This is a genomic window from Microcoleus sp. POL10_C6 (assembly GCF_036701585.1).
Classification (GTDB): domain Bacteria; phylum Cyanobacteriota; class Cyanobacteriia; order Cyanobacteriales; family Microcoleaceae; genus Microcoleus.
In genome coordinates, this window is record NZ_JAUBRB010000015.1 from 37,652 (window position 1) to 61,316 (window position 23,665).

A 23,665-nucleotide genomic window follows, 5' to 3' on the forward strand; every position below is an offset into this window, starting at 1 on the left:
AGGTCATTATGTCTCTCATCAAAGTTGAAACAACGACCGATCAACCAATAACCGCAGAAATGTTAGCTGATACGCGAGTTTTGGATTGTCTTGGGGCAAGAAATGCCACGTGGCACTACTCTTTACTATCAGCCGATCGCGATCGCATGATTTGCACCTTTGAGGCACCAGATGCAGAGTCTGTGCGACAAGCTTATCGCCAAGCCGATGTTGGGTTTAGCAAGGTTTGGACAGCCCAAGTTATTGAACCTGAAGGTGTGCTACCTGTATGGAACGAACCCATCCTCAAGGTGTGGGAGGGAAGCTATCCGAAGGGCTTTACCGATGAAGAGTGGAAGGAAGCCCAGCGATTAATTTTAGCGTGCTATGAGGAACGGGGTATTGAATGGGTGCGTTCCTATGCGTCGCTGGATAAAACTCGCGTGGTGTGCGAACTGAACGCGCCCGATGCGGAAGTGATTCGAGAAGCCCACGGTAAAGCTGGAATTCCCTTCGATCGCGTTTGGTGTGCCGAAGTTCTCAAACCTTAAATTCGCGCGGACGATCGGGGTTGGATGCTTTGGGAACGCTTCGAGAACGCTTTCGGAACGGTTTCGGAACGATCGCCTCGTTAGATTGATATCAAGTTAATCAAACAACCAGCAAATTAACTCATCCCTTTACACTTTAAGGAGAAATAAAATGGCTGAATTTGACCTTGGTACCTTGCCATCTAATAGTGCCGTAGTAGTTCCGCGCCGCACTATCAGTAATCTCAACAGCAAAGACACCTACAGTTTCCGTCTGGATAGCGATAAAAATATCAACCTTGGGCTGGTTGGTATGACCGACGATCTCAATGTTCAACTATTTCGCGACTTCAATGGCAATGGCTTAGTTGATGGTAACGATAAGCAAATTGCTATTTCCGATCGATTGCGTTTGGATGAAGTAATCAACTTGTCCTCAGCAGTTGCTGACGTTGATGCAGGCAATTACGTGGTGCAAGTCAATCGGAACCGTGTGTTCAACGATACTCCCTACAATTTGAGAGTATCGGCTGACGCAGCAGGAACACCCAGCAAAGTCCTTGCCATAGAAGATGATTTCGGTGCCGTGTTTTCCAACGACAAACCAAGAACTCATCAAGGTTCTGTGGGTAACACCGACACCACCGATACTATTCATCTCGCTGTCAATACCCAGGGATTTTATCACTTTGGTCTCAATAATCTCAGCGCTGATGCCGATCTCCGATTGATTCAAGACAAAAACAACAATCGCGCCGTCGATGCAGGTGAGGTAATTGGAAGTGTGGTTAAGCGAGGCACTATTTCCGAAGGATTTGTCCAAAACTTGGCTCCGGCAACTAACTACTATCTTCAAGCCTCTCAATTCACAGGTAACACTAATTACTCTGTTACCTTGACTCCCATTCCCAACTAGAAAGTCCTGGGTAAAAACTCTATCTGTAGGGTGCACACTGTGCACCTTACCCTATCAATTGTTCGTTCAAATGGCTTTAATTGAAGCCAGACAGCTATGACCGCAGTTTTATTACAAATCCGCAATCGCACCATCTCTGGGGAGGAGATAGTTCCTCGACTTGCCAGCTACCAAATGCTGCCCCAATTATACCGCGAAAGCATCATTGATGAAGCGATCGCCCCCATCGATTGCACCGCTGAAGAAATCGTGAATGCCAGCCAGCAGTTCTACGAACAAAATCAACTGCTGGACGAAACCACACAACAGATTTGGCTAAAACAGCAGGGGATGAGTCGGGAATTTTTAGAGACTGTTTTCATTCCGCGGCTGCTCAAAATTGAGAAATTCAAACACCAAAATTGGCATCACAAACTAGAGTCATATTTTCTGCAACGCAAGCGATCGCTAGATCGAGTCATCTATTCTTTGATTCGGGTTAAAGACGCAGAAATTGCGCGAGAACTGTATTTTCGGATTCAAGAAAAAGAGCAATCCTTTGCCGAACTGGCGCGCGAGTATTCCCAAGGCCCAGAAGCTCAAGTCCATGGAATCGTTGGCCCGGCGGAACTCGGCACAATCCACCCGAATTTGGCGCATCTGTTGGCGATCAGCCTGCCCGGTCAGCTTTGGCATCCTATCCCTGTAGAAGGATGGCTGGTGATCGTCAGATTAGAAACATTGATTCCGGCTCAGTTTGATTTAGCGATGCGTCAACGTTTGCTGCGCGAATTGTTTGAAATTTGGGTGCAAGAACAGATAGGTGAAATGTTGAATTGACGGGCAGGAATCTGACTATCGTACCCCTGCATAAATCTTATCTTCCAAATAGAAACTTTTGAATACCATCACGCTTAAATTATGATGACACAAACATTCGATCAAACCAAAGCAGAAGCATTCGCCGGACGGATGCTGGACATTCTCAACAGTGGCGCACTCTCCGTCATGATTTCGATCGGGCATCGCACCGAACTGTTCGACACAATGGCAGAATTGCCGCCCTCTACCAGTCAACAAATTGCCGATGCTGCCGGATTGAACGAACGCTACGTGAGGGAATGGCTCGGTGCAATGGTAACGGGTCGGTTGGTGGATTATAATTCGATCGACAAAACCTACACTTTGCCGACAGAATATGCAGCATTCCTGACACGGGCTGCGGCTTCTGACAACATTGCCCCCTTTGCTCAATTCATTCCGGTGTTGGCATCGGTGGAAGACCGGATTATCGATTGTTTCTACAAAGGCGGCGGTGTACCCTACTCCGAGTTCAAACGTTTTCATGCCGTGATGGCAGAAGATAGCGGTCAAACCGTGGTATCTGCTCTATTTGACCACATTCTGCCACTGATTCCCGGACTTACCGAAGCGTTGCAACGGGGTATTGAGGTGCTAGATGTCGGCTGCGGCTGCGGGCGAGCACTCAACAAGCTGGCGGTCGCCTTTCCGAATAGCCGATTCACAGGCTATGATTTTTCGGGAGAAGCCATTGCCCATGCCAACACCGAAGCCCAACTGCGGCAATTAAGCAATATCCAGTTTGAGGTCAAGGATGCCGCCACCTTGGATGAGTGCGATCGCTACCATTGGATCACCACATTTGATGCAATTCACGATCAAGCCAGACCCGATATTGTACTCCAAAACATCTACAAAGCGTTGTGTCCCGATGGCGTTTACCTGATGCAAGATATCCGCGCCACAACGGATGTCGGCGGTAATCTAGAGCATCCCATTGCGCCCTTACTCTACACCATTTCTTGTATGCACTGCATGACTGTTTCTTTAGCCTACGGCGGCATGGGATTGGGCACGATGTGGGGTCAAGAAAAAGCGCTGCAAATGTTGAGTGAAGCTGGGTTTAGCAGCGTTGAAATCAAGCAACTAGCCCATGATTTCCAGAACGACTATTATATCATCAAAAAGAGCTAAAATCATGTGCAAAATTTGTGCGATCGGTCAACAATTGCATAAGAAAAAACAGCTTAAATGCGGGTTTTTGGATACCAGCCAATTTTCGGTATTTATCAATCTGAAGCAATTGTCTTCCACACCGGAATTCAAATCATCTCAACCACTTAACAGTTCTCAATCATAAGTTAAGCCCCTGGTTTAACACCCAGGAATCATAATCACAAAGAGGTTAATTTTTCAACTGTTTAAGTGGACACGAATGCTCAAGTTATTAACCCTGACTTAAGAGGAATAAAGCCTTTACTATGAAACTGTTTGTAGTAAGGACTTTATTCCTTTCAACTCTCAAGCAGCAAATGATATAAATAGCGAGGCAATACCGATCGCGATCGCACCGATACCCATCACAAAAGACCAGAAGCGGTGATAACTCTTAACCGTCGTACCGCTATCGCTTTCAAGCTGAATCAAATCCATCCAAGGTGCAACACCCCGGCGGAACCAACCCAATGCGCTAACATCCATTCCAATCAAACTTTCAACCCGTTTCATGCCAAACAGGAAATTACCAAGTGGCCCAAAACGAGAAGCATATCGCAGATAAATCATTCCCGTTCTGTCTTGCAATTTCAAATCTGAACCGAAGGCATAACCCGCATCGCCGCGACCAATTAATTCGCCTTGTAGTTGCGCCGGCTGACCCCGTAAAGGGCTTGCGTAAGGGTCAGACATTAAGGTTAAAACATCAAAATGTTCTGCTTGTTGGTAATTCGGGAACATCACCAGAGTCTTGAGCAAAATTCCCGTACCCAAACCGATTAAAGGACAAGCAACCATCATCATCGGGTTTACAGCATACAGGGAAATGCCGATCGCAAAACCCACCGCTAAGCCCAGAGTTTCTGCACTGTACAGCAGCACATCGAACACAAAATTGCCGTACAATCTCCGTTTGCTCAAATCGTTGCCTTCGGCGACAATTCGACCCATATCAAACTCAATATCCAAGCCTAATTGTTCGGCATAAGTGCTCAAAGCGCGAACTCGTTTACCAGTCAGCGGGTGAGTCGAGTTCAACTCCATCCACCAACCCCACGGATTAAACATATCCCACAAAAACACTCGTCCAATCTTTTCTGGTTCCGAAGAAATCCGGTAAGCGGTACCGGTAGAGGTGGCAGCTTTGGCATCGTAAATGCCTAAAGCGCGAGTTCCTTCTAACAAAATGCTGGGTTCCGTTGCTCTTTGTCCTTCTTCCAAAATACCGTAAGCAATTTTTACCAAAGCGCGAGACAAAGCATTGGGGTTGCCAGTAGTTTCGGCAGCAAAATGGTCGGCAAAATATTCTCGCGTCCGCGACAAATACAGTAATAAATAAGTGCCAGCGATGTAAAACAAATAAGCAACAGCAGCTACAGTAGCCGCCGCATCTTTAGCTTTTTCGCCACCACTTCGACCCATTCTTTGAGTTGTAGTGTAAATTAAATAAGTAATCTGCACCAAAGTCGAAGCTAAAGTCATTACTGCAAAGTCCCAGTGGACGATGTGACCGAGTTCGTGGGCGTAAACAGTGGCAATTTCCTCGTCGTCTAAATAGGTAAAAAGACCTTGACTGACGACTAAACGAGCGCTGTTGGGAAATGAACCGTAAGTGAAAGCAGTAGGGTTTTGGTCGTCGATAATTCCTAAACGCGGAGAAGAGAGTTTTTTCTGCTTGCAAACCTTCTGAATAACTTTCGCTGTTTCGGGACTGAGGCCTTCAATTTCTGCTAGGGAAACCCAGCGGGTATTGTAGAGCCAATTTTGGCTTAAGTCCATCAAGTAAGGCGATAGGAAAAAAGCAGCGATGTTAAAAATCAGAGTTATGGGAAGTGCGATCGCCAATCCGGTAACTGGATCGGGACTACTGAGAATCAAAACTGAGGCTAAAGATAGCGCTAACACCATACCAAACAGCAGGCTGAGGGTGACGCCGGAAGCTAAAACGAGATTTCCGCCAGTTTTCTGTATCAGTTTAACGCCTGCTTTGGTGGCTCGCCCTGCCTTGCGTAAAGGGGCATGAGATGACATAATAATCTCCAAAGGTTATTGACAAATGGAAATGACCGTGGGATTTTATCTATACTTCCCTGTTTTAACCTGTTAATGCGGATTGCTGTCAGGGGTCTCAACAAAAATATAGAATTTCCTCTAAAATTGTTAAGACTGAAAACCGCCCCGAAATTTATTTGTGCGGATTCAATTCACAACTCAAAATTCAAAACCAACAATCAAAACTATTTAAAACTTACTGCCATGTCTATTATTGAAATTGCCCAAAAAACGCGCGTATCTGCTAGAAAGTTGGCAGTTTTGTCGACTGATGCCAAAAATCAAGCTATTGAGGCTATTGCGAAAGCTTTAGAATCTGCTGCGCCGGATATTGTGGCGGCGAATGCGGCTGACTGCAAGGCGGCCCAGACTGATGGAATAGCGAAACCGCTGTATGATCGCCTCAAGTTGGATGAGAGCAAGTTGAAAAGTGCGATCGCGGGCGTGCGCGACGTTGCGAAACTCCCAGATCCCGTAGGTGTCGTGCAAATTCACCGTGAATTGGATACAGGATTAATTCTGAAGCGCATCACCTGTCCTTTGGGCGTTTTAGGCATTATTTTTGAAGCGCGCCCAGAAGCTTTAATTCAGATAGTATCCTTGGCAATAAAATCAGGAAACGGCGTCATTCTCAAAGGCGGCAAAGAAGCAGTCCATTCCTGCGAAATCTTGACAAAAGTGATACATCAAGCATTAGCAGAAACTCCTGTTAATCCAGAAGTCGTGCAGTTGCTGACCACGCGGGAAGAAACAATCGAACTGCTAAAAATGGATGAATATGTAGATTTGATTATTCCCAGAGGTTCTAATTCCTTCGTGCGGTTCGTGCAGGAAAATACTAGAATTCCAGTCTTGGGACACGCCGACGGCATTTGTCATTTGTACGCAGACAAAGCGGCGGATATTCAGAAAGCAGTAGAGATTTCTGTCGATGCAAAAACTCAGTACCCAGCCGCCTGCAATGCCATTGAAACTTTGTTAGTCCATAGTGCGATCGCCCCCGTTTTCTTGCCCGCAGTTGCCGAAGCTTTGCAGCATAAAGAAGTCGAACTGCGGGGAGACGAAAAAACTCGCGCCATCCTCGAAAATATTGCCGAAGCGACAGAAACCGATTGGTCTACAGAATACAGCGATTTGATTTTGTCAATCAAAATAGTAGATTCTGTGGAAGAGGCAGTTAACCATATCAATACTTACGGTTCCAGACATACAGATGTCATTGTTACCGAAGACAGCGAAGCCGCCGAAACTTTTTTAAATGGAGTCGATGCGGCCGGAGTTTATCACAATTGCTCGACTCGATTTGCCGACGGTTTCCGCTACGGTTTCGGTGCAGAAGTGGGGATTAGCACGCAGCAAATGCCGCCTCGCGGCCCTGTCGGTTTAGAGGGGTTAATTACCTATAAGTATCGAGTTGTTGGAGATGGCCATGTTGCCGCGAGTTATGTAGGGAAAGATGCTAAGGGGTTTACGCATCGAGATTTGTAAATCCTCCATAGCCGATCAAACCAGACAATAAAAAAGTCGGTAGATACTGAATCTTAAGTAAAGTGTCTCTTCTCCTTCATCCATCCCAAAAAAAGCGATCGCCCTCCCCGGTAAACAAACTTAGCTACAATAAGCTATACTGTGCTCGACGACTCCCCAAATCGAACAATTTGCCGTGGTTTATGTCTAACTCCTCCCTCCTCACCCCTGGTTCGACTCTCGAAAAACGCTACCGCATTCTCCGCGAATTGGGCCGCGGTGGCTTCGGGCGGACTTATCTCGCCGAAGACATCAACCGCTACAACGAACATTGCGTCCTCAAAGAGTTTTCTCCGGTGGTTCACAGCCCGAAAGCGGCCGAATTGTTCGATCGCGAAGCGAGTATGCTTTACCACCTCCAACACCCGCAAATTCCAAAATTTCGAGAACTCCTGCGAACGGATTTGGGCGGGAATCCATCTTTATTTTTAGTGCAAGATTATATCAAAGGTCAAACCTACGAAGAAATATTGATATCGCGCCAGCAGCAAGGTAAAAATTTTACCGAAGCCGAAGTTACTCAACTGCTATTTCAGCTTTTACCAGTTTTAGAATACATCCACTCGAAAAATTTAATTCACCGCGATATTTCCCCGGATAATATTATTCAGCATGATGCTGACAAACTACCATTTTTAATTGATTTCGGTTCTGTTAAGCAAATCGCAGCCAATGCCGTACTTCAGTTTAACGGACAATCGGATACGGCTATCGGCAAACAGGGTTATTCGCCAGCGGAACAAATGCGGCTGGGTAAAGTTTCTGCTGCTAGCGATTTGTACGCTTTAGCCGTCACGGCTTTGGTACTGTTAAGCGGCAAAAAGCCTCAAAAATTGTACGATATCAATAATAAAACTTGGGATTGGCGATCGCACGTCAGTGTCAGCCCTAATTTAGCCACGGTATTGGATCGGATGTTAGCAGAACAACCGGGCGATCGCTACCAATCTGCAAAAGAAGTCCGCGAAGCACTCAAAGATCCAAAACTCTCTCACATTGGCAGTATAATTTCCCAAATGGTGACAATGAACTTTGTCGGCCGCCCTTTCAAAAACACCACTCAAACTGCTACCAGCAATCATACTCCTGTTCACCAAACTCCTCAAGTTGTTAACCACAACAGCACATTCAAGTTAATTCCTTGGAAAACCCTAGGTAGTTTAACTGTCGTTTTGGTGCCAGGAATTTTAGCTTTTAGTGTAGTCAAATCTGGTTTCACGTTGCCCAAGTTGCCGGAGTTACCTAAATTAACTTCGCGCCAGCAACCTCCCGATACATCCTTAGAAGAAGCCGAAATAGTTCGTCAAGAAAAGATTGGTAAACGACGTAAAAATCTCAACATTAATCAAGATATATTCTATCAAAAAGTGGATGAATTATATTACAATAAATATCCAGAATTCCAAGGTCGTACCTTGACAGAAAAGCCTGAAGATGCTGAAATTAGGCGGAAATGGTATGAAGTTGCTGAGGATTTACTGGACAAGTTGGAGAAAGGAGGAGAGTTGTGAAATTTAAGATAGAATAAGAGTGATTGAACCACAGAGAGCGCAAAGAGCGCAGAGGCAGAAGGAAAAGGGCGAAAAAAGAGAGGGAAGGGAAAGAGAACTTTATCTGGTTTAATACAAATTGGTATAGACAACGCACTTTTAGTTTATTGCAAAATGGATTCTATTCAACTTACAGGAATTCGCTGCTACGGATATACGGGCTATCTGCCGGAAGAGCAAGTTTTGGGGCAGTGGTTTGAAGTGGATGTTACTCTCTGGCTGGATTTATCGCAAGCTGGAAAAAGTGATGATATTCAACATACTCTTGATTACCGCAGCGCAATTACTCTGATTCAAAAGCTAGTCAAAGAGTCGAAATTTTTATTAATCGAACGCCTAGCAGATACTATTGCTCAAGCGCTTTTAGAACTACCGTTAGTCGAAAAAGTTAAACTACAACTCTCGAAACCTGCTGCCCCCATCCCTGATTTCGGAGGTAGAATTACTCTAGAAATTACTAGAAGTCATTAGTCATTAGTTCTTAGTCCTTAGTCCTTAGTCATCAGTCTTTAATCTGCATTAGTTTGTCGCTAATGACTGATGACTATTGACTGATGACTATTGATGAATTACCACTTCAGCAAGTTAAATTCTTCCATGTCTACCGTATTGCGGTTGCGATAAATCGCCAAAACAATTGCCAAACCCACCGCAGCCTCAGCCGCCGCTACCGTAACTACAAACACGGTAAATACTTGGCCCTTAATTTGTACAGGGTCGAGATAATTGGAGAAACCCATCAAATTGAGATTGACAGCATTCAGCATCAACTCGATCGACATCAACACGCGCACTGCATTTCTGCTGGTAATCAAACCGTAAATACCAATACAGAAAAGTGCGGCGGCTAATAACAGGAAATACTGGAGTTGCAGTTGCATAAATTTTGCGATTTTGTCTCAATCTAAAGTTACTACAAAACTAACACTATGGTGCGCCTAGCGCACCATAATATTACTTAGATTCTGGCGAAGACACATCTCCGGCAGAAACTAATTCGCGAGGTCTTTCCGGCAAACTCAAAGCAGGTGTTTCGGATAGCTTCTTTGACAGTTCATCCGGGAAGAAATCGCGGCGCGCCAACACAATTGCCCCTACCATTGCCATCAACAAAAACACTGATGCTAACTCGAAAGGCAGCAAAAAGTCGGTGAAGAAATGTTTGGCGATTGTGACAATCGAACTTTCGGCCGGTGCTCCTGTCGTCGCGACAATAGCCCAAGGAGTAGAAACCACCATCGTACCCAAAAGCGCAAATAAACCAGCACAAACCAGTGCAGTTGCTACTTGACGCACCCAAGCGTTGGGAATTGTGCGGAAATCTTCTCGCTTGTTTACTAGCATGATGGCAAACAAAATCAAGACGTTAACAGCGCCAACATAAATCAATACCTGCGCTGCTGCTACAAAGTCGGCATTCAGCAACAGGTACAAGCCGGCAATGCTGGTAAATACGCCGCACAGCAAAAATGCTGAGTAAACGATATTTGAGAACAGCACTACTCCTAGTGCTCCTGCAATCATCATTACCGACAGTATGCCAAATGAAACAATTTGAACCCCTTCAGCTAGATTCACAATTTTTTATCCTCAATTATTAGTTTTCTATTGTTCGTTTTTACTCATTAGTTAGCAGTCATTAATAATTGGTTATTTCACTAATGACTGATGACTGCTGACTAATGACTAATTACTTACTTTTCGATAATTTCCTCTGGACGCAGACCGGCGCGGCGATCGGTGTAGGAAACTTCATGGGGGTCGATCGCACCTTTCGGCAAATAAGCGAATTCCCGCATCGGTGTCACCATCGGATCGTCTGTAACCTTGTAGGGTAAACGTCCGAGGGCCACGTTGTCAAAATTCAATTCATGACGTTCGTAGGTGGCTAACTCATACTCTTCTGTCATCGACAAACAATTAGTCGGACAATATTCTACGCAGTTGCCGCAGAAGATACACACTCCGAAATCGATACTGTAGTGCTTGAGTTGCTTCTTCTTAGTTTCTTTGTTAAATTCCCAATCCACTACAGGTAAGTTGATCGGACACACCCGAACACATACTTCGCAGGAGATGCACTTGTCAAATTCAAAGTGAATTCGACCCCGGAAACGTTCCGAAGGAATTAGTTTCTCGTAAGGATACTGCACCGTAATCGGCCGGCGTCTCATGTGGTCAAAAGTAACAGATAGCCCTTGACCGATATACTTAGCAGCTTGAAGAGTCTCTTTGGCGTATTCGCCTACTTGATTGAGGAATTTTAGCATGGTGTTCTCTCTCTGTACTTGAGTTTTTGGTAATTGATAATTAATAATAGGTAATTGGTTAACAGCTATTTTTGTTTAGCTGTTGCCCTTTACCTATTATTAATTAACCGCCAAAAGCAAAGGGAAAGGCAAGTTTCAAAGCTGCGGTCAATAGCAAATTAACTAGAGCAACGGGAAGTAAAAACTTCCATCCCAAATTTAGCAATTGGTCGATCCGCACTCGCGGCAGAGTCCAGCGGAGCAGAACTGCCAGAAACAGGAAAAAGTAGGCTTTCAACATGGTCATTGTAATGCCCAGCAAGCCAGTAATTACCTGTAACCAAGGAGTCGTCTCGCTCAATCCCAGGGCATTTGTCAGCACTCCGACAGGAATCGGGCATTCCCAGCCGCCGAGGTACAAAACTGCTACTAGCAGGCAAGAAAGGACGAGGTTAACGTAGGAAGCGATATAGTACAAGGCAAATTTCATGCCTGTATACTCAGTCTGATATCCTGCTACCAATTCTTCTTCTGCTTCTGGAAGGTCAAAGGGTAAACGTTCGCATTCTGCTAGTGCTGCGATCCAGAAAATCAGGAAACCTGCAGGTTGCCGCCAAACGTTCCAGCCGACAATCCCGTAGCCTGCTTGCTGCTGTACGATGTCGATCGTACTGAGGCTGTTGGACATCATCACAACTGCCAATACTGCCAAAGCTAGGGGAATTTCGTAGCTGAGGGATTGAGCCGCGGCTCTGAGTCCTCCGAGGAGGGCGTATTTGTTGTTGGAAGCATAGCCGGACATCAGCAAGCCGATCGGCTGAATGCTAGACAGGGCAATCCACAGAAATATCGCTGTCCCCATATCGGCGATCAGCATATGCTCTCCGAATGGCACGATTAAGTAGGAGAGAAAAACTGGAATCACCACAATTACCGGGCCTAGGGTAAATAGCAGCGCGTCAGCTTTGGCCGGTACGATGTCTTCTTTGAATACCAACTTCAGACCGTCAGCAACGGGTGCTAAAACTCCCAGAGGGCCGATAAATTCCGGGCCTACCCGTTGTTGAGCGGCGGCGGAAATTTTCCGTTCCAGCCAGACGCTAGTGAGTACCCCGAAAACGGCAGCGACAATCATCAGCAACATTGGCAGCGGTAGCCAAAGCACTTGGGCGATGTCCGCCGGTAAGCCCAAATTCATGAGGGCTTCTACGAAACTTCCTTGTAAGTCAATTCCTGGGTTCATTTGTCCAGCTTTTGAGCGATCAGCATATAATTTTTCACCCGTCCTTTGTAGGAGTAGGCTTAGAAATCGGGGTCTTTGTAAAGATTTTTAATGCTTTACCGCCTAATAGTATATCGCCCGACAGGCTCCAAGAACGCACAGACAAGGTGAAGTTCTAATTATATGAGCCCGCAGCGTAGCTAATGGGTGGGTAACTTATGGTTGAGCGTTGACTGTTGACGGTTGACGGTTAACTGTTGGCTGTTGACTGTTGAGTACCCGATCGATTTTGAGTAAGAAATCAATCTGGATTTACGTACTCTCGTGCCTCCAACCTCGCTCCCTCCTAGCCATTCTTAATAACAGGGGGAAACAATATCTGTAGGGGCAAACCCCCATGGTTGCCCCGATGGCTGAAACGCCCATTCGAGCGTCGGTGGGGGATAGGCACGGGGGTACTACCCCTACAAAACCATGATTTTCCTGAGAATGAAACAGCCCTGGGATGCGAGGAGGCTCTAGACTCAGCTATAAGCCAGATATAGGCCAAACAAAAGGGCCCAGAGTTAACTCTGGGCCCTTTTAATGCTTTAAAGTAACTTTCAAATGGCTTAAACCATTGATTTTACGCTACTTCTTTTATGGAACTGGGCAGAATCGAACTGCCGTCCAAAATGGGTATTAACCTTCCGATCGTTCACAGGTTTATCCCCTCTAATCCTCGGGGCGGGAACCATTTTTATCCCAAATGGGGGGATTTTCTAGTGATTGCTTTCCCAGCTAGCCGACTAGAAACGTTTAGCTAGGGCATCCGTTGGGGGTTGTTCTGCTACCTTTAACGGAGTGAGGTGGCAGACGCTCTAAACTGGGCTTAAGAAGTTTTTAGGCTACAGCAACAGTTTTGTTTACACGAGCGAAAGGAACGATGTTGTTCGCATTTACTATTTTTTTTGAGCCGATATTAACGAGAGTAGACTCCCTCTCGACCTGCATCACGGAGCAGCTTTCGCCACCCTGTCGAAACCATTACAGCCCCTCGTGTGTTCTTTTATGATAGACAATATTTCGTGTTGCGTCAAGTCAAGCGATTTTAGATTTGAGATTTTGGATTTGGGATTTTGGCACAAAGCTGAGTCAAGAATATTTACATTTTGCACCATTTTCTTGAACAGGCAAGATGCCTGTTCCACAAGAGTTCCAGTTTTTTTGGGTGGGTCCCCAGAGCCCGCCCTTGAAAGGTTTATTGACAGTGGTCAAGTCGATTTTAGATTTGGGATTGTAGATTTTCGATTGGGGACTAAAGAAACCGGTTTTTTTGCTGTTAATGCGGGCTGTAACGAAGTATCTGGCAAAAAAACCCGGTTTCTGACCACCCGTGCGTAATTCCTAATTAATGCAAGTTGTCGTCCCAGACGCCGATGTAAATCCGATCGCGCTCATTGCGTTCGATCATCCCTTCGAGGGAACCCTTCCTAAACGTAAACCGATTACTCCGGCGCTGCTGCACGTCGCCCAAGCCTTGCAAAATCTCGGTGCTGGCGCCGCCCACCATCCCGTTTAAGGCGGTTCGCACTACCAAATCGTCCACCGACTGGGCAAAAGAACCCTCTGTTTGTACTAGCTGGCCCGAATCGCGATCGTAAATGTAGCCCAGAGTAATCCGATTTGGCAATATTTCGTAAAGTGCGGTGCGAGTATTTGGCCAATAGCCCCGCGCTTGAGAGTCAGTCGGTTCTCCCAATTCGGATAAAATCTGACTTTCCGCCGTACCAACGGCATACCCAGGGATTGTGGGAGTCTTCTGATCATTGGTTCCCGGTTGTTCGCTGGGTGCGGGCGATCGATCGGGCGGCAACTCTTTGTCAACAAGTTTTTCTGTTGGTGTGGGTTCGACAGCCTCCGGAGAAGGCGCTGGTGTTGGCGCTGGTGCTGGTGTTGGAGTTTCAGCAGCCGGTGTTGGAGTTTCAGCAGCCGGCGCTGGAGTTTCAGCAGTCGGCGCTGGAGTTTCAGCAGCCGGCGGAGTTTCTCTGGGAGTCGGCGAGAAAGGCGTTGGTGTCGGCGCGGGAATGGGTGCGGGGTTTGAGCGCGCGTCTGGATCTGCGGGGGTCGAAGTGCGATCGTCCTGGGCTACCGGTGCGGGTTCTGAAGACGGCCGGCTGAGGAAAACCCTAGCAATCCCGACCAAACCTGCAACAATAAGTGCGATCGCCACGAACCCCAAAATCCACCAAACCTGGCGGTTGTTGTTCCCTGAAGGCACCACAGCAGGCGCTGTTCTCGATCCCACAGGCGACTGAGGCCCGTGTCCCGGAATCACCGCCACCGTCGGCCCGGTGCTCGGCGACGCAGCACCAAGAGGCTGCCCGTGCAGCAGCGACAGCCACTCATCCACGGTAGCAGGGCGATTTTGAGCTTCTACCGTCATCCCCCGCATCACCGCAGAGCTGACTGTCGTACTTAGCTGAGGCTGCAAGTCGCGGGGTGAAGGCATCGGCTGGCTGGTACGCAAAATTGCAGCCACCGGCACCTGTGCTGTCAGCAGAGTATAAAGCGTCGCCGCCATACCGTAAACATCTGTGGCGGGCGTATATTTTCCTTGAGCGAAATACTGTTCTGGCGGCGCGTAGCCGTCGGACACCATATTAGTGTGACTTTGGGTTGCACCCGGAGTAAACTCGCGGGCAATGCCAAAGTCAATCAGCACGACTTCCTGAGTACCTTGGCGCAAAATAATGTTTTGTGGCTTGACATCTCGGTGCAGCAAACCCTTTTGATGAACTGCCTTCAAAGCAGCCCCAATTTGAGTGATGTAGAGAATTGCGAGATTTTCTGGCAGCGGATTATTTGAACCGACTACATCGCCCAAATTCTGACCGGCAATGTAGTCCATCACCATGTAAGGCTGCCCGTCTTCGACAAAGAAATCGCTGACGCGGACAATATTCGGATGAACGCAGGAAGCCAACCGCCTCGCTTCGTCTTGAAACTTGCGATCGAACTCAGCAAAATTGGGTTGCTGCCGCAGAGATTCGTTGAGGGTTTTAATGACTACAGGCTGTCCTAAATAGCGGTGATTTGCCCTGAAGGTTATTCCAAAGCCGCCTCTTCCCAATTCTTGTTCGAGGGTGTATTTTCCACCCTGTAAAGTTTTGCCGATTAGCGCATCCATAGGTTCAGGCGATCGCGTACCAGATAATATGGCTGATTATTGCACGTATGGTCGGCTCTCCTCACCAGTCCAAAGAGCGATCGCTATACCCCTGTATTAGTTAACCTGTAAGAAACACTACTCATAATGCGTCCACATCCGCAAAATTTTGATCGTATTCTCGGACTCAATCACCTCGTACACCAGACGATGCTGAATGTTGATTCGCCGTGAATATGCACCTTCCAAATCTCCCACCAATTTCTCGTAGGGTGGCGGATTCTGAAACGGATTGGTTTGAATAATGTCGAGTAACTCTTGCGCTTTGTCTCGTAAATTGCTAGAAGCGAGCTTTTTGGCATCTTTCTGTGCCTGTTTGGTATAGACTAGATTCCAACTCACCACTCCAACTCCCTAGCGCAATCCTCGATCGGCGTTGCCATTCCTTCCCGAATCGATTCCCGCATCCCTGGCACTGATAGAAGATACAGAGTCTCCTGCACAGATGCCCAGTCAGATTCAGATAATAACACTGCATTGCTAGTCTGTCCTGCGATCACAATAGGTTGATGCGACTGACTCACCGCATCGATCAACTGCTGTAACTGCTGTTGAGCTTGATTGATTGGGATCATAATTTTCCACTTGTCTAAATACACTTTTCTAATTGATATTGGCTGGCTGTAGACACTGCTACAACTGCCCCAGAAACTTGTCGTACTCTGCGTGTGAACCAACCCAAAACCAGATTACAGTGTCTCCATCCAACTGACCAACTGCTCGATAGTTTTTGCTAATTCGGGCGGAGTAGATTGGTAAGTCAGGATGCACCTTCTTGAAACGCAGGCTTGGATGACTTGGGTTTTCCTTGAACTGGCGATACGCCGCGCGCGTCTGCTGTTGAACTTGTTCAGGTAAATCAGCAAATAATTTACGGAACTCGGTTGTAGTGCGTGAATTCACAAGGTTTCTGGATCGAGTTCTTGGGTTTTGCCTGCATGATACTCAGCCATTGCGGTCGCTGCGAGTTTAGCAAGAGTATCTGGGGAACGGGAGAATGCTTGATCCCAGCGCCTCTCGTCTTCAAGTTCTTCCAGAATCATTGAAGCGAGGGCATCTTGCTCGCTGGCAGACAATGTTTTCAACTTGGCGATCGCACGTTCGAGTAACTCAGTCATGGCTACCACACTTTTACAATTAAAATGGCATCCTATCCATTATCCCTTGTTTCAGCCAAGTTGAGGGTAGGTCGAACAAATGGTAGGCTAATTCTCATCATTAATAACTACGGTCAACCCACTTCTATGTTTTCTATTAGCTTTTTCATGCACTTAAATACATCTCTATATCTCGCAAATGCAGGGATTCCATTATTCAGTCAGAGTGTTTTCTATCAAATTATTTTGCTCATTCCCATTATCGCGATAGAAGCATGCATTCACAAAAAACTACTCAATCTCAGTATCCTAAAAGCAATTTTTATTGCTTTTATAACAAATATCATATCGACGATTGGGGGAGGTTTTATTATCCTCTGTATTGGGGCGTTTATTGGACATATCGTCTTCCAAACAACCGTGCCTGTACAGCCTGGTTCTTTTCCATTTCTGCCGTTGGAAATTATGATTACACTGATTCCTATGTTTTTCTTTTCCGTTTACCTAGAATTATTAATAGGTAGTTGGGGACTAAAAATAATTGAAAAAAGCCAAGTTAATAAATCATTTTTAATAGCTAATTTATTCACTTACTTAATGCTTGAGGTATTAGCTCTTACCCAACTTCTCAAGGGATACATTGAAGGGCGTGGCTAACCAAAACGTTCTATATAGTCGCATCGCTGATCGACATCTTGAGCCACCATCATTGCATTGATGTGGGTAAAGATGCGATCTAATTCCCCAATGGCGTCGAGTTCCGCTACCTCTTCTGCCATTAGTTGATCTGCCTTTTTATTCTCTAACAATTGTTCCATCCGCTGTAGCAGCGGTTCACTAAATTTGAACAACTTCCACCCATCGACTTTTTCAATGCAAATCTCATGGACTAACGAGGAGGGTTTGTTGAGAATTGAAACCATTGTAGGCTCCGAGCTTCGGGTTTTAGGTAGTGACTAGATTATAGCTTTTATTCAATCTGCCAGATTTAATGCTCCAACCGAGAACCTTCAAATTACCGCCAAAACCAGTGGCTTAAACCGCGAAACGGCGTTACAGTTCAAGTCGGATGATATTCATCCCTGCTTATTTGCCATCGCCATATCTTGCCTTCTTCAGGATCGTCCACCTCTGCAATGAACTTCATTCCCACTTTTTGCAACACGCTATTCGAGGCATTTTTTTCAGCTAAAGTGTGGGCGATGACTGCTTTCACCTCCTCGCGAGCGAAAGCATAATCGATCATTCCCTGTGCCACCTCAGTTGCAAATCCGCGATTCCAATATTCGGAAGCAATTTCATAACCTATCTCTACATTCCCCGACTCATCAGGTGAGCCTGTGAAACCTCCATTGCCGACAAGCACTTGATTTTTTGGATGAATAAAGAAGTAGCTGTGCCAGTCAGTTGGAGGCGGATTGGATTCGGAAGATTCGTCAGCAGGGAGGGAAAATGCTTCCGGGAAATGAGGCCAGCTATTAGGCACTATGACATTTAAAATTGCTGCAAGCTGGCTTTTACTTCGTAAGAAAGCTTCTATGTGAATCCTTTCGACGGCAAGTAGTTGAAGATTCTTAGTTGTAATCATTTTTCTACCTTGTTTAACAAGTATGAGATCACACTATAGGCACTATTGAAACGCTTGTCTCGGAACCCTGGCGAGTTGGTAAGCGCCCCGAGTATCCAACAATTGATATTGACTTGGCTGCAATCCTAATTCCACAAATTTCTCTGGATATCCCAGCAGCAAAATAGAGGGAGAATTTGCGTTTTTAGATTGCTTAATGTAATCGATCGCCCTTCTGACAGCTCGGTAGTAAGTCACCGGCCCTTCGGTATAAAAAACCAGACTGGGTTTCCAGAAACCAACCATAATAAACTCTTCCCCCGGCAGTTTTTGTTGAACCGCAACCTGCGCTAATTGTCTCAGAGGTAACTGGCGGTTGATATCGACGACTTTGTAGGCGGGAGTAAGACCAAAGATGATAAATGCTACTAACCCGATGAAGTTAGCAACCAAAATCCAGCGTTGTTGCCGCTGCCAAAGTAAAAGTGCGATCGCCACCGCTGTAGTTATCCAAATCGTACCGCCGACAATCAGCAATCCCGACTGCTGAATTGCTTGGGGAAAATTGGGCATTGCCGGGTCGTCTCCCAGCCAGTTGTAGCAGTAGAAAGTTGCTCCGGCTATAATTAATAAAAATACGACATTGAAAATGTATGTAGCTAACAGCCCTCGCGGTAAAGAATTCGGTTTTTTTTCTAACTTTACCCGCTTGTTTCCGGGTTCATTGCCTGCAATAATATCGCTCCACAGCAGCGTTACCAAAATTGCAGCGGCGGGGATTAAAGGCAATACATAACTGGGCAATTTGGTCACGGCGATCGTGAAAAAGCCAAAAATGCAGCCGAACCAAAATAGGGCAAATAAACTCAACTGAGCCGATCGCGGTTGACGACGCCAGTAACTGCGCTGCCAAAAACGGGTGCGGGCGATCGCCACGGGTAAATAAATCGACCAAGGTGCAAAACCAACTAGCACTACAAAAAAGTAAAAATACCAAGGCGCCGAGTGCTTGTTGACTACTCCAGTAAAACGCTGGAAATTGTGATAGCCAAAAAAGCTGTCAATATAAGTTTGACCGTTGGCTAAAATAACCAAAATGTACCAAGGCAAGGCGATCGCCAGAATAATCAAGATTCCCGACACCGGACGCATTTCGCGCCAAAGTTGCCGAAAATTTCCCAAATAAAGCCCGAAGCTGCCAACAATCAGCGCTGGCAAGACAATTCCCACAGGCCCCTTAGCCAGAATTGCTAAGGCAATTAGTACGTAAAAAGTCAGATACCACTTATTAGGAAATCGGGAAGCGGAAACAGTGGAAAATTCTGCTTTTTCTCTCTGTTCTTCTAGAGTGTAACCGAGAAAAAATGCGAGTAGTGCCGAACACATACAGGCGACTAATAGCATATCTGAAACGCCAGTCCTTCCCCAGGCAATAGTTTGGGGATTTAAAGCTATTAGGGCCGCACCAATCCAAGGAGTAGAAAAAAAGAGGGGAAGACGACGATTTTTGAGTTGTGAGTTGTTATTCTCTGTTTCTTCTTCCGGCTTCCATAGGACTTTTTCCTTCTTCCTGACATCCGTTAAATCCCGTACATTGCTCGTTGCCGAACTTCCTTCTTCCTTCCATAAGGTATAAAATCCGAGGCAAGTCAGACCGATCGCGCACAAAGCCGAGGGAAGACGCACGGCCCATTCGTTAACGCCCAGCGTGCGGTAAGCCACCGCCATCAGCCAGTAAATCAACGGCGGCTTGTCAAACCTGGTTTCGCCGTTGAAATAAGGAGTGATCCAATCCCCTGTCACCGTCATTTGACGGGCGGCTTCGGCAAATAACGGTTCCGTTTCGTCAACTAAACCGATGTTGCCGAGATTCCACAAGAAACCTACCCAGGCGATCGCGCACAGCCATAAAATCGATAGCAGCAAAGGTGCGATCGGGCGATTTCTAAACTCTGACAAACTTTTAATAACTTCCTTCACCCAAACTTCCTGCGATTTTAGATTTTAAATTTTAGCTCGCATAGAGAGTCTACCGAAAGATTCGCATTCTCGAAACTCCCCATTCGATCGAATCCGGTTAAACACAGATGTTGCACCATTCTCAACAAGGCTTTCATGGGCGCGTAGGATGCCCAACCCCTACTCCCCACAAGAAAATTCACTCTTTGTGGAACAGGCCGGACAGCCTGTTCCTGATAATGATGTCGCTATCTGAGGTTAACTCCCATAGCGGCACCATTCTCAATAAAACCGTATCAACCGTCTTTCTCGACCAAAATCTTGGCCTGCAGCTAAGCGTTCACGGCTGCAAAATTAACTGCCATTCTCCGGCTGTGCTGTTCCAAGCCGGCGAGGGTGTCTCCCCGGCGACGAAAGGCCCCCAGTAGCGGCGAGAACCATCCTGAGCAAAAACCACCAGAATGTCTCCCCGTTTGACTTGTAACTTGCCCTCCGGCAGCGATAGCATCAGTCCCTTGCCACCGCCTTCCCCCGGCGCAAAATCCCAGTGCGCGGGTTTTCCATAGGATTCCTTGGCTTGCCGTTTCGACAGCAGGGCCACTCGCACTGGGTGTTCGCTGCGGTTGCTGACGCGCAAAAGGCCGGAGGCTTTAGCATTTACAGGGACTGAGGAAAGCAATTCCTCCTCTGCATCTGGGGGGGTTGGTGTTGAGTCGGGCTTGGGCTCGCTGGTCGTGTCGGCAGAAGCTGTGGCGACTGGGGAAACGGGGAGTGTGGGGGGATATGCGGTGGCTTGTGAGGGCCAATCGCTGGAAGGATTTGAACCGTTGGAGATAGTGATTTCAAAACGTCCTAGAAACATTCCTGTAATTAGGACGATCGACACTCCAATTACGATCTGGTAAATTTTAAGATTCATAAATTTTAGGCTTACAGGATAGACTGCACCGGTAATGAGTCTTAACTATTTTTAATGTAAAACCAGGGGCTGCTGTGCCACAAGATACAGTTACACTTAATTACTTGACCGTTCTCGGCTATAAGTCCGCGATCGCTCAATACCATCTTAGATGTTAAATTTGAGATTTTAGATGGCGACATACTGACTTTGGTAAGGATTTGGAGTTGGTCGGGGGGGTCATTTGTTTACTTATCGGTATAGCTTTTAATACCAGTTGAAAAAAAGAGTACCACTATAGGCCCGTACTCCAAACCCCAATAGTTATCAGTAATTCCGCATCTCAAATCTCAAATGGTATAACTTTTATGCAGAATACCCGAATTAACAGATTAATTGATGTTCTGGGCGATCGCTTCCGAGGCTGGCTCAACAATCCTTGGCGACGGATTTCGCTCCTGTTAATTAGCCTGCTGTTCGGCACTTTTTTGGGAACAGCTATTTCGACGATCGCGGGACAATCCGCTGATTGGGATATTATCGCGGCCGGGCTGTTAGTGTTGTTGACGGAGTTCGCCAACTGGCTGGTTTACGCCCGCCTGCGGCCTGGGGCAGGTTCTTTGTGGGTGGAGATGCTCAATGCTCTGAAAATTGGTCTGACTTACAATTTATTTGTGGAGGCTTTTAAACTAGGTTCTTAAAAAATGGTGAAATATTGGTCTGCTGTAGATAGTATTTATAAAAACGTGCTCTTAAAAAATTTTAATTTGAACTAGGGTCGGAATTTTTGAACTCTCCACGACCGGAGTTGGGGCTTGTATTCGTTGTTGGGTGGGGTCAAATATTTGTCAATTGCAGATAGTATTTGTACAAAACCCGCCCCCGCCTAGAGAGTTTTTAGGATATGGCTCGATCGACTGTTACCCCTGTTGAAATTTTACATCGGTGGCAAGCCGGCGTTAACGAAGCCCTGGAAGAGGATCGCCCAAAAGCTCCCGACTTCGATCAACTGGCTTTGTGGGAACTTGCGGATGATGTGCGATCGCGCGCTTTTGGTATTACTCCCGACAATGTAGCCGATGTTGTCCGCTGCAAAACCGATTTATTCTTTTCTCTTCTTGACGATCTGCATACTTTCCCCCTAAAGTCAACTGTTTTCCTCGAAACTTTGTGGAATCTGTGGCTGCCGCTGGCCATGCAATTATCGACTGCCAAACAAAGTTTAAACCGTCCTTTAATTCAAGGAATTTTAGGAGTGCAAGGAACGGGAAAAACTACTTTATGCCAAGTTTTGAGGCTGATTCTGGGAAAATTGGGATATTCTACTGTCAGCCTTTCTTTAGACGATCTTTACAAGACTTATGCCGATCGCCAACAACTCCAAAAAGCAGACCCGCGTTTAATTTGGCGCGGCCCCCCCGGCACTCACGATATTGACTTGGGAATCGCAGTTTTAGACAAGTTGCGCGCTTCTCAAACTCGCAATTTAGCAGCAGTTGACAATCCACAATCTGATGCCCTCAAACCGGATATAATAAAAAATATAGAAATTCCCAGGTTTGACAAATCTGCCTATGGAGGTGCAGGAGATAGAAGTCAACCCGAAATTATTTCCGGTGCGGATATTGTACTTTTTGAAGGTTGGTTTGTCGGTGTGAATCCGGTGGTTGATGCCAAGTTAAACGAGTTTTTGGCGGCTGCACCGTTTCCGATTTCCACAGAAAACGACTGTCAGTTTGCGCGGGATATGAATGCGAAGCTGCACGACTATCTGCCGCTGTGGAACCGATTAGATCGGTTGATGGTTTTGTATCCCCAAGATTATCGCCTTTCTCAAGTGTGGCGCAATCAGGCGGAACGGGAAATGATGGCGGCGGGGAAGTCGGGAATGTCAGAAGCTGAAATTAATCGGTTTGTCGAATATTTCTGGAAAGCGCTGCATCCAGAGTTATTTATTAAGTCGATGCTGGAGGGCGATCGCGTTGATTTAGTAATTGAAATTTTGGGCGATCGCACTGTCGGCAAAATTTGTCGGGCGATCGACTTAAAATTAAACGATTAGGGACACTAAAAATTAAAAATTTAAGGACACAACATTGTTGTGTCCCTACTATATTGCAGCTTATCGTGCACTCACTTGACAATTCAGGACTTATGCAAAACGTGATTTGACGCGGGAATTATAGGGCTAAGGCGGGGCATCAGCACCCTACAATACAGAGGTTTTGCATCGAGGATGGAGAATTTCTAAATTAACTGCCAGGAGTCCCAAGATCGATCGCTTTCTGCATCAAATCGTCGGTAACTTCGCCCGGTGTACCTGCAGGCGTAATTTCCTGAGCCATCGAACGAAAATCAGCGGGATTGCCGCTTGTATCTGCCGGCTTTGCAATATTATCTGTAGGGGCGGGAATAGGAAATTTAGGTGCAGTTGCAGCGGCGGCAGCTTGAGCGCCGGCACCAGTGCGATCGATGTCACTAACGCTGAATTCTTTTGAAGCTTCGTAGTCTGCTGATACATCCACGGTCGGCAACTTTTGTTCTCCAGCTTCCGCGCTTTCAGTGATCTGCTGAGCGTCAAAGTTTTCAGTGTTATTGACTTCTGTATTGATTTGAGACATAGCCGACTCCTTGCTAGTTTTATTTAACAATTCACTGTATCAATTATTACTTTGCTCCCCGGCTTTTTCATCTACCCGCAGATGTATCGTTGGCTTCTATCTTAAGGATGATTTATTCTAGGTTAGTGCCTTAACATTACATCACTTTCCGAAAAGAATGCAGCTTTAGGCAAGCTCCCAACCCATACATACTAAGCCATTCCCCATTGTTTAATCTAAAATCTAAAATCTAAAATCTAAAATCGTATTACCTCTCGGGGATGGTGACTTGTACTTACAAATCTTGATATTTGTA

25 protein-coding genes and 1 other RNA gene are annotated in these 23,665 nt (G+C 46.2%); 10 read left to right on the plus strand and 16 right to left on the minus strand.

What is annotated here, in order from left to right; all coding sequences use genetic code 11:
- Positions 1-8 precede the first annotated feature (8 nt).
- The 4 genes from QUA34_RS10690 to QUA34_RS10705 all read left to right on the plus strand — a co-directional run bounded on the left by QUA34_RS10690 (position 9) and on the right by QUA34_RS10705 (position 3,399).
- Positions 9-530: a DUF4242 domain-containing protein gene (locus QUA34_RS10690; protein ID WP_333325973.1), complete on the plus strand. Its 522-nt coding sequence runs from the start codon at positions 9-11 to the stop codon at positions 528-530.
- A gap of 151 nt (positions 531-681) precedes the next feature.
- On the plus strand, positions 682-1,425 hold the full coding sequence (locus QUA34_RS10695; protein ID WP_333386382.1) for a hypothetical protein: 744 nt from the start codon (positions 682-684) through the stop codon (positions 1,423-1,425).
- 96 nt (positions 1,426-1,521) lie between these two features.
- Positions 1,522-2,244: a peptidylprolyl isomerase gene (locus QUA34_RS10700; protein WP_333386385.1), complete on the plus strand. Its 723-nt coding sequence runs from the start codon at positions 1,522-1,524 to the stop codon at positions 2,242-2,244.
- 81 nt (positions 2,245-2,325) lie between these two features.
- Positions 2,326-3,399: a class I SAM-dependent methyltransferase gene (locus QUA34_RS10705; protein ID WP_333325964.1), complete on the plus strand. Its 1,074-nt coding sequence runs from the start codon at positions 2,326-2,328 to the stop codon at positions 3,397-3,399.
- 327 nt (positions 3,400-3,726) lie between these two features.
- On the opposite strand, the gene QUA34_RS10710 is transcribed toward QUA34_RS10705, so the two are convergent.
- On the minus strand, positions 3,727-5,451 hold the full coding sequence (locus QUA34_RS10710) for a M48 family metalloprotease (RefSeq protein ID WP_333325961.1): 1,725 nt from the start codon (positions 5,449-5,451) through the stop codon (positions 3,727-3,729).
- A gap of 225 nt (positions 5,452-5,676) precedes the next feature.
- Here QUA34_RS10710 and QUA34_RS10715 point away from each other — a divergent pair, with 225 nt between their 5' ends.
- The 3 genes from QUA34_RS10715 (at position 5,677) to folB (ending at position 9,020) form a co-directional block, all read left to right on the plus strand.
- Positions 5,677-6,960 carry a glutamate-5-semialdehyde dehydrogenase gene (locus tag QUA34_RS10715; RefSeq protein ID WP_333325958.1) on the plus strand — a complete coding sequence of 428 codons (1,284 nt, stop codon included), beginning with the start codon at positions 5,677-5,679 and terminating at the stop codon, positions 6,958-6,960.
- A gap of 182 nt (positions 6,961-7,142) precedes the next feature.
- Entirely contained in the window at positions 7,143-8,510 is a 1,368-nt protein-coding gene (locus QUA34_RS10720; protein WP_333386388.1) for a serine/threonine-protein kinase, read from the plus strand.
- A gap of 153 nt (positions 8,511-8,663) precedes the next feature.
- The gene (gene folB, locus QUA34_RS10725; RefSeq protein ID WP_333082878.1) at positions 8,664-9,020 is read left to right on the plus strand and encodes a dihydroneopterin aldolase; all 357 of its coding nucleotides are present in this window, start codon (positions 8,664-8,666) and stop codon (positions 9,018-9,020) included.
- A gap of 98 nt (positions 9,021-9,118) precedes the next feature.
- Here folB and nuoK read toward each other — a convergent pair whose 3' ends face one another.
- From nuoK to QUA34_RS10775, 10 genes are all read right to left on the minus strand, one after another.
- Positions 9,119-9,424, minus strand: a complete 306-nt coding sequence (gene nuoK / locus QUA34_RS10730; protein WP_228042566.1) for an NADH-quinone oxidoreductase subunit NuoK — start codon at positions 9,422-9,424, stop codon at positions 9,119-9,121.
- 79 nt (positions 9,425-9,503) lie between these two features.
- On the minus strand, positions 9,504-10,127 hold the full coding sequence (locus tag QUA34_RS10735; RefSeq protein WP_333230560.1) for an NADH-quinone oxidoreductase subunit J: 624 nt from the start codon (positions 10,125-10,127) through the stop codon (positions 9,504-9,506).
- A gap of 116 nt (positions 10,128-10,243) precedes the next feature.
- Entirely contained in the window at positions 10,244-10,819 is a 576-nt protein-coding gene (gene ndhI / locus QUA34_RS10740; protein ID WP_333042046.1) for an NAD(P)H-quinone oxidoreductase subunit I, read from the minus strand.
- A 103-nt stretch (positions 10,820-10,922) separates the two neighbouring features.
- Positions 10,923-12,041, minus strand: coding sequence for an NADH-quinone oxidoreductase subunit NuoH (gene nuoH / locus QUA34_RS10745; RefSeq protein ID WP_333325951.1), 1,119 nt, complete (start codon positions 12,039-12,041; stop codon positions 10,923-10,925).
- A gap of 618 nt (positions 12,042-12,659) precedes the next feature.
- Positions 12,660-13,056: a transfer-messenger RNA gene (ssrA, locus tag QUA34_RS10750) on the minus strand.
- A gap of 354 nt (positions 13,057-13,410) precedes the next feature.
- Entirely contained in the window at positions 13,411-15,189 is a 1,779-nt protein-coding gene (locus QUA34_RS10755) for a serine/threonine-protein kinase (RefSeq protein WP_333386392.1), read from the minus strand.
- A 117-nt stretch (positions 15,190-15,306) separates the two neighbouring features.
- On the minus strand, positions 15,307-15,573 hold the full coding sequence (locus QUA34_RS10760) for a Txe/YoeB family addiction module toxin (protein ID WP_333386395.1): 267 nt from the start codon (positions 15,571-15,573) through the stop codon (positions 15,307-15,309).
- Positions 15,567-15,803 (minus strand): type II toxin-antitoxin system Phd/YefM family antitoxin, encoded by a 237-nt coding sequence (locus tag QUA34_RS10765; RefSeq protein WP_333386398.1) that lies wholly within the window; start codon positions 15,801-15,803, stop codon positions 15,567-15,569. Before QUA34_RS10765 ends, QUA34_RS10760 begins: the two co-directional genes overlap by 7 nt.
- A gap of 58 nt (positions 15,804-15,861) precedes the next feature.
- Positions 15,862-16,131 (minus strand): ParE family toxin-like protein, encoded by a 270-nt coding sequence (locus tag QUA34_RS10770; RefSeq protein WP_333386400.1) that lies wholly within the window; start codon positions 16,129-16,131, stop codon positions 15,862-15,864.
- Complete coding sequence (locus QUA34_RS10775; RefSeq protein WP_333386403.1) at positions 16,128-16,346, minus strand: hypothetical protein; 219 nt, start codon at positions 16,344-16,346, stop codon at positions 16,128-16,130. Before QUA34_RS10775 ends, QUA34_RS10770 begins: the two co-directional genes overlap by 4 nt.
- Positions 16,347-16,370: 24 nt before the next feature.
- Here QUA34_RS10775 and QUA34_RS10780 point away from each other — a divergent pair, with 24 nt between their 5' ends.
- The gene (locus QUA34_RS10780) at positions 16,371-16,982 is read left to right on the plus strand and encodes a hypothetical protein (protein WP_333386405.1); all 612 of its coding nucleotides are present in this window, start codon (positions 16,371-16,373) and stop codon (positions 16,980-16,982) included.
- Here the strand turns inward: QUA34_RS10780 and QUA34_RS10785 are convergent.
- The 4 genes from QUA34_RS10785 to QUA34_RS10800 form a co-directional block, all read right to left on the minus strand.
- Complete coding sequence (locus QUA34_RS10785; protein WP_333325928.1) at positions 16,979-17,248, minus strand: hypothetical protein; 270 nt, start codon at positions 17,246-17,248, stop codon at positions 16,979-16,981. The genes QUA34_RS10780 and QUA34_RS10785 overlap by 4 nt on opposite strands.
- A 137-nt stretch (positions 17,249-17,385) precedes the next feature.
- Entirely contained in the window at positions 17,386-17,913 is a 528-nt protein-coding gene (locus QUA34_RS10790) for a GNAT family N-acetyltransferase (protein WP_333386407.1), read from the minus strand.
- Positions 17,914-17,955: 42 nt separating this feature from the next.
- Complete coding sequence (locus QUA34_RS10795) at positions 17,956-19,872, minus strand: glycosyltransferase family 39 protein (RefSeq protein WP_333386410.1); 1,917 nt, start codon at positions 19,870-19,872, stop codon at positions 17,956-17,958.
- 319 nt (positions 19,873-20,191) lie between these two features.
- A complete protein-coding gene (locus tag QUA34_RS10800) occupies positions 20,192-20,770 on the minus strand; it encodes a hypothetical protein (RefSeq protein ID WP_333082887.1) in 579 nt (192 codons plus the stop codon).
- A gap of 347 nt (positions 20,771-21,117) precedes the next feature.
- Here QUA34_RS10800 and QUA34_RS10805 point away from each other — a divergent pair, with 347 nt between their 5' ends.
- Complete coding sequence (locus tag QUA34_RS10805) at positions 21,118-21,450, plus strand: DUF565 domain-containing protein (RefSeq protein WP_333386413.1); 333 nt, start codon at positions 21,118-21,120, stop codon at positions 21,448-21,450.
- Between the two features lie 203 nt (positions 21,451-21,653).
- Entirely contained in the window at positions 21,654-22,811 is a 1,158-nt protein-coding gene (locus QUA34_RS10810) for a glycerate kinase (protein ID WP_333386416.1), read from the plus strand.
- A 190-nt stretch (positions 22,812-23,001) separates the two neighbouring features.
- Here the strand turns inward: QUA34_RS10810 and QUA34_RS10815 are convergent, their stop codons facing one another.
- Positions 23,002-23,370 (minus strand): hypothetical protein, encoded by a 369-nt coding sequence (locus QUA34_RS10815; protein WP_333325912.1) that lies wholly within the window; start codon positions 23,368-23,370, stop codon positions 23,002-23,004.
- Positions 23,371-23,665: the final 295 nt, after the last annotated feature.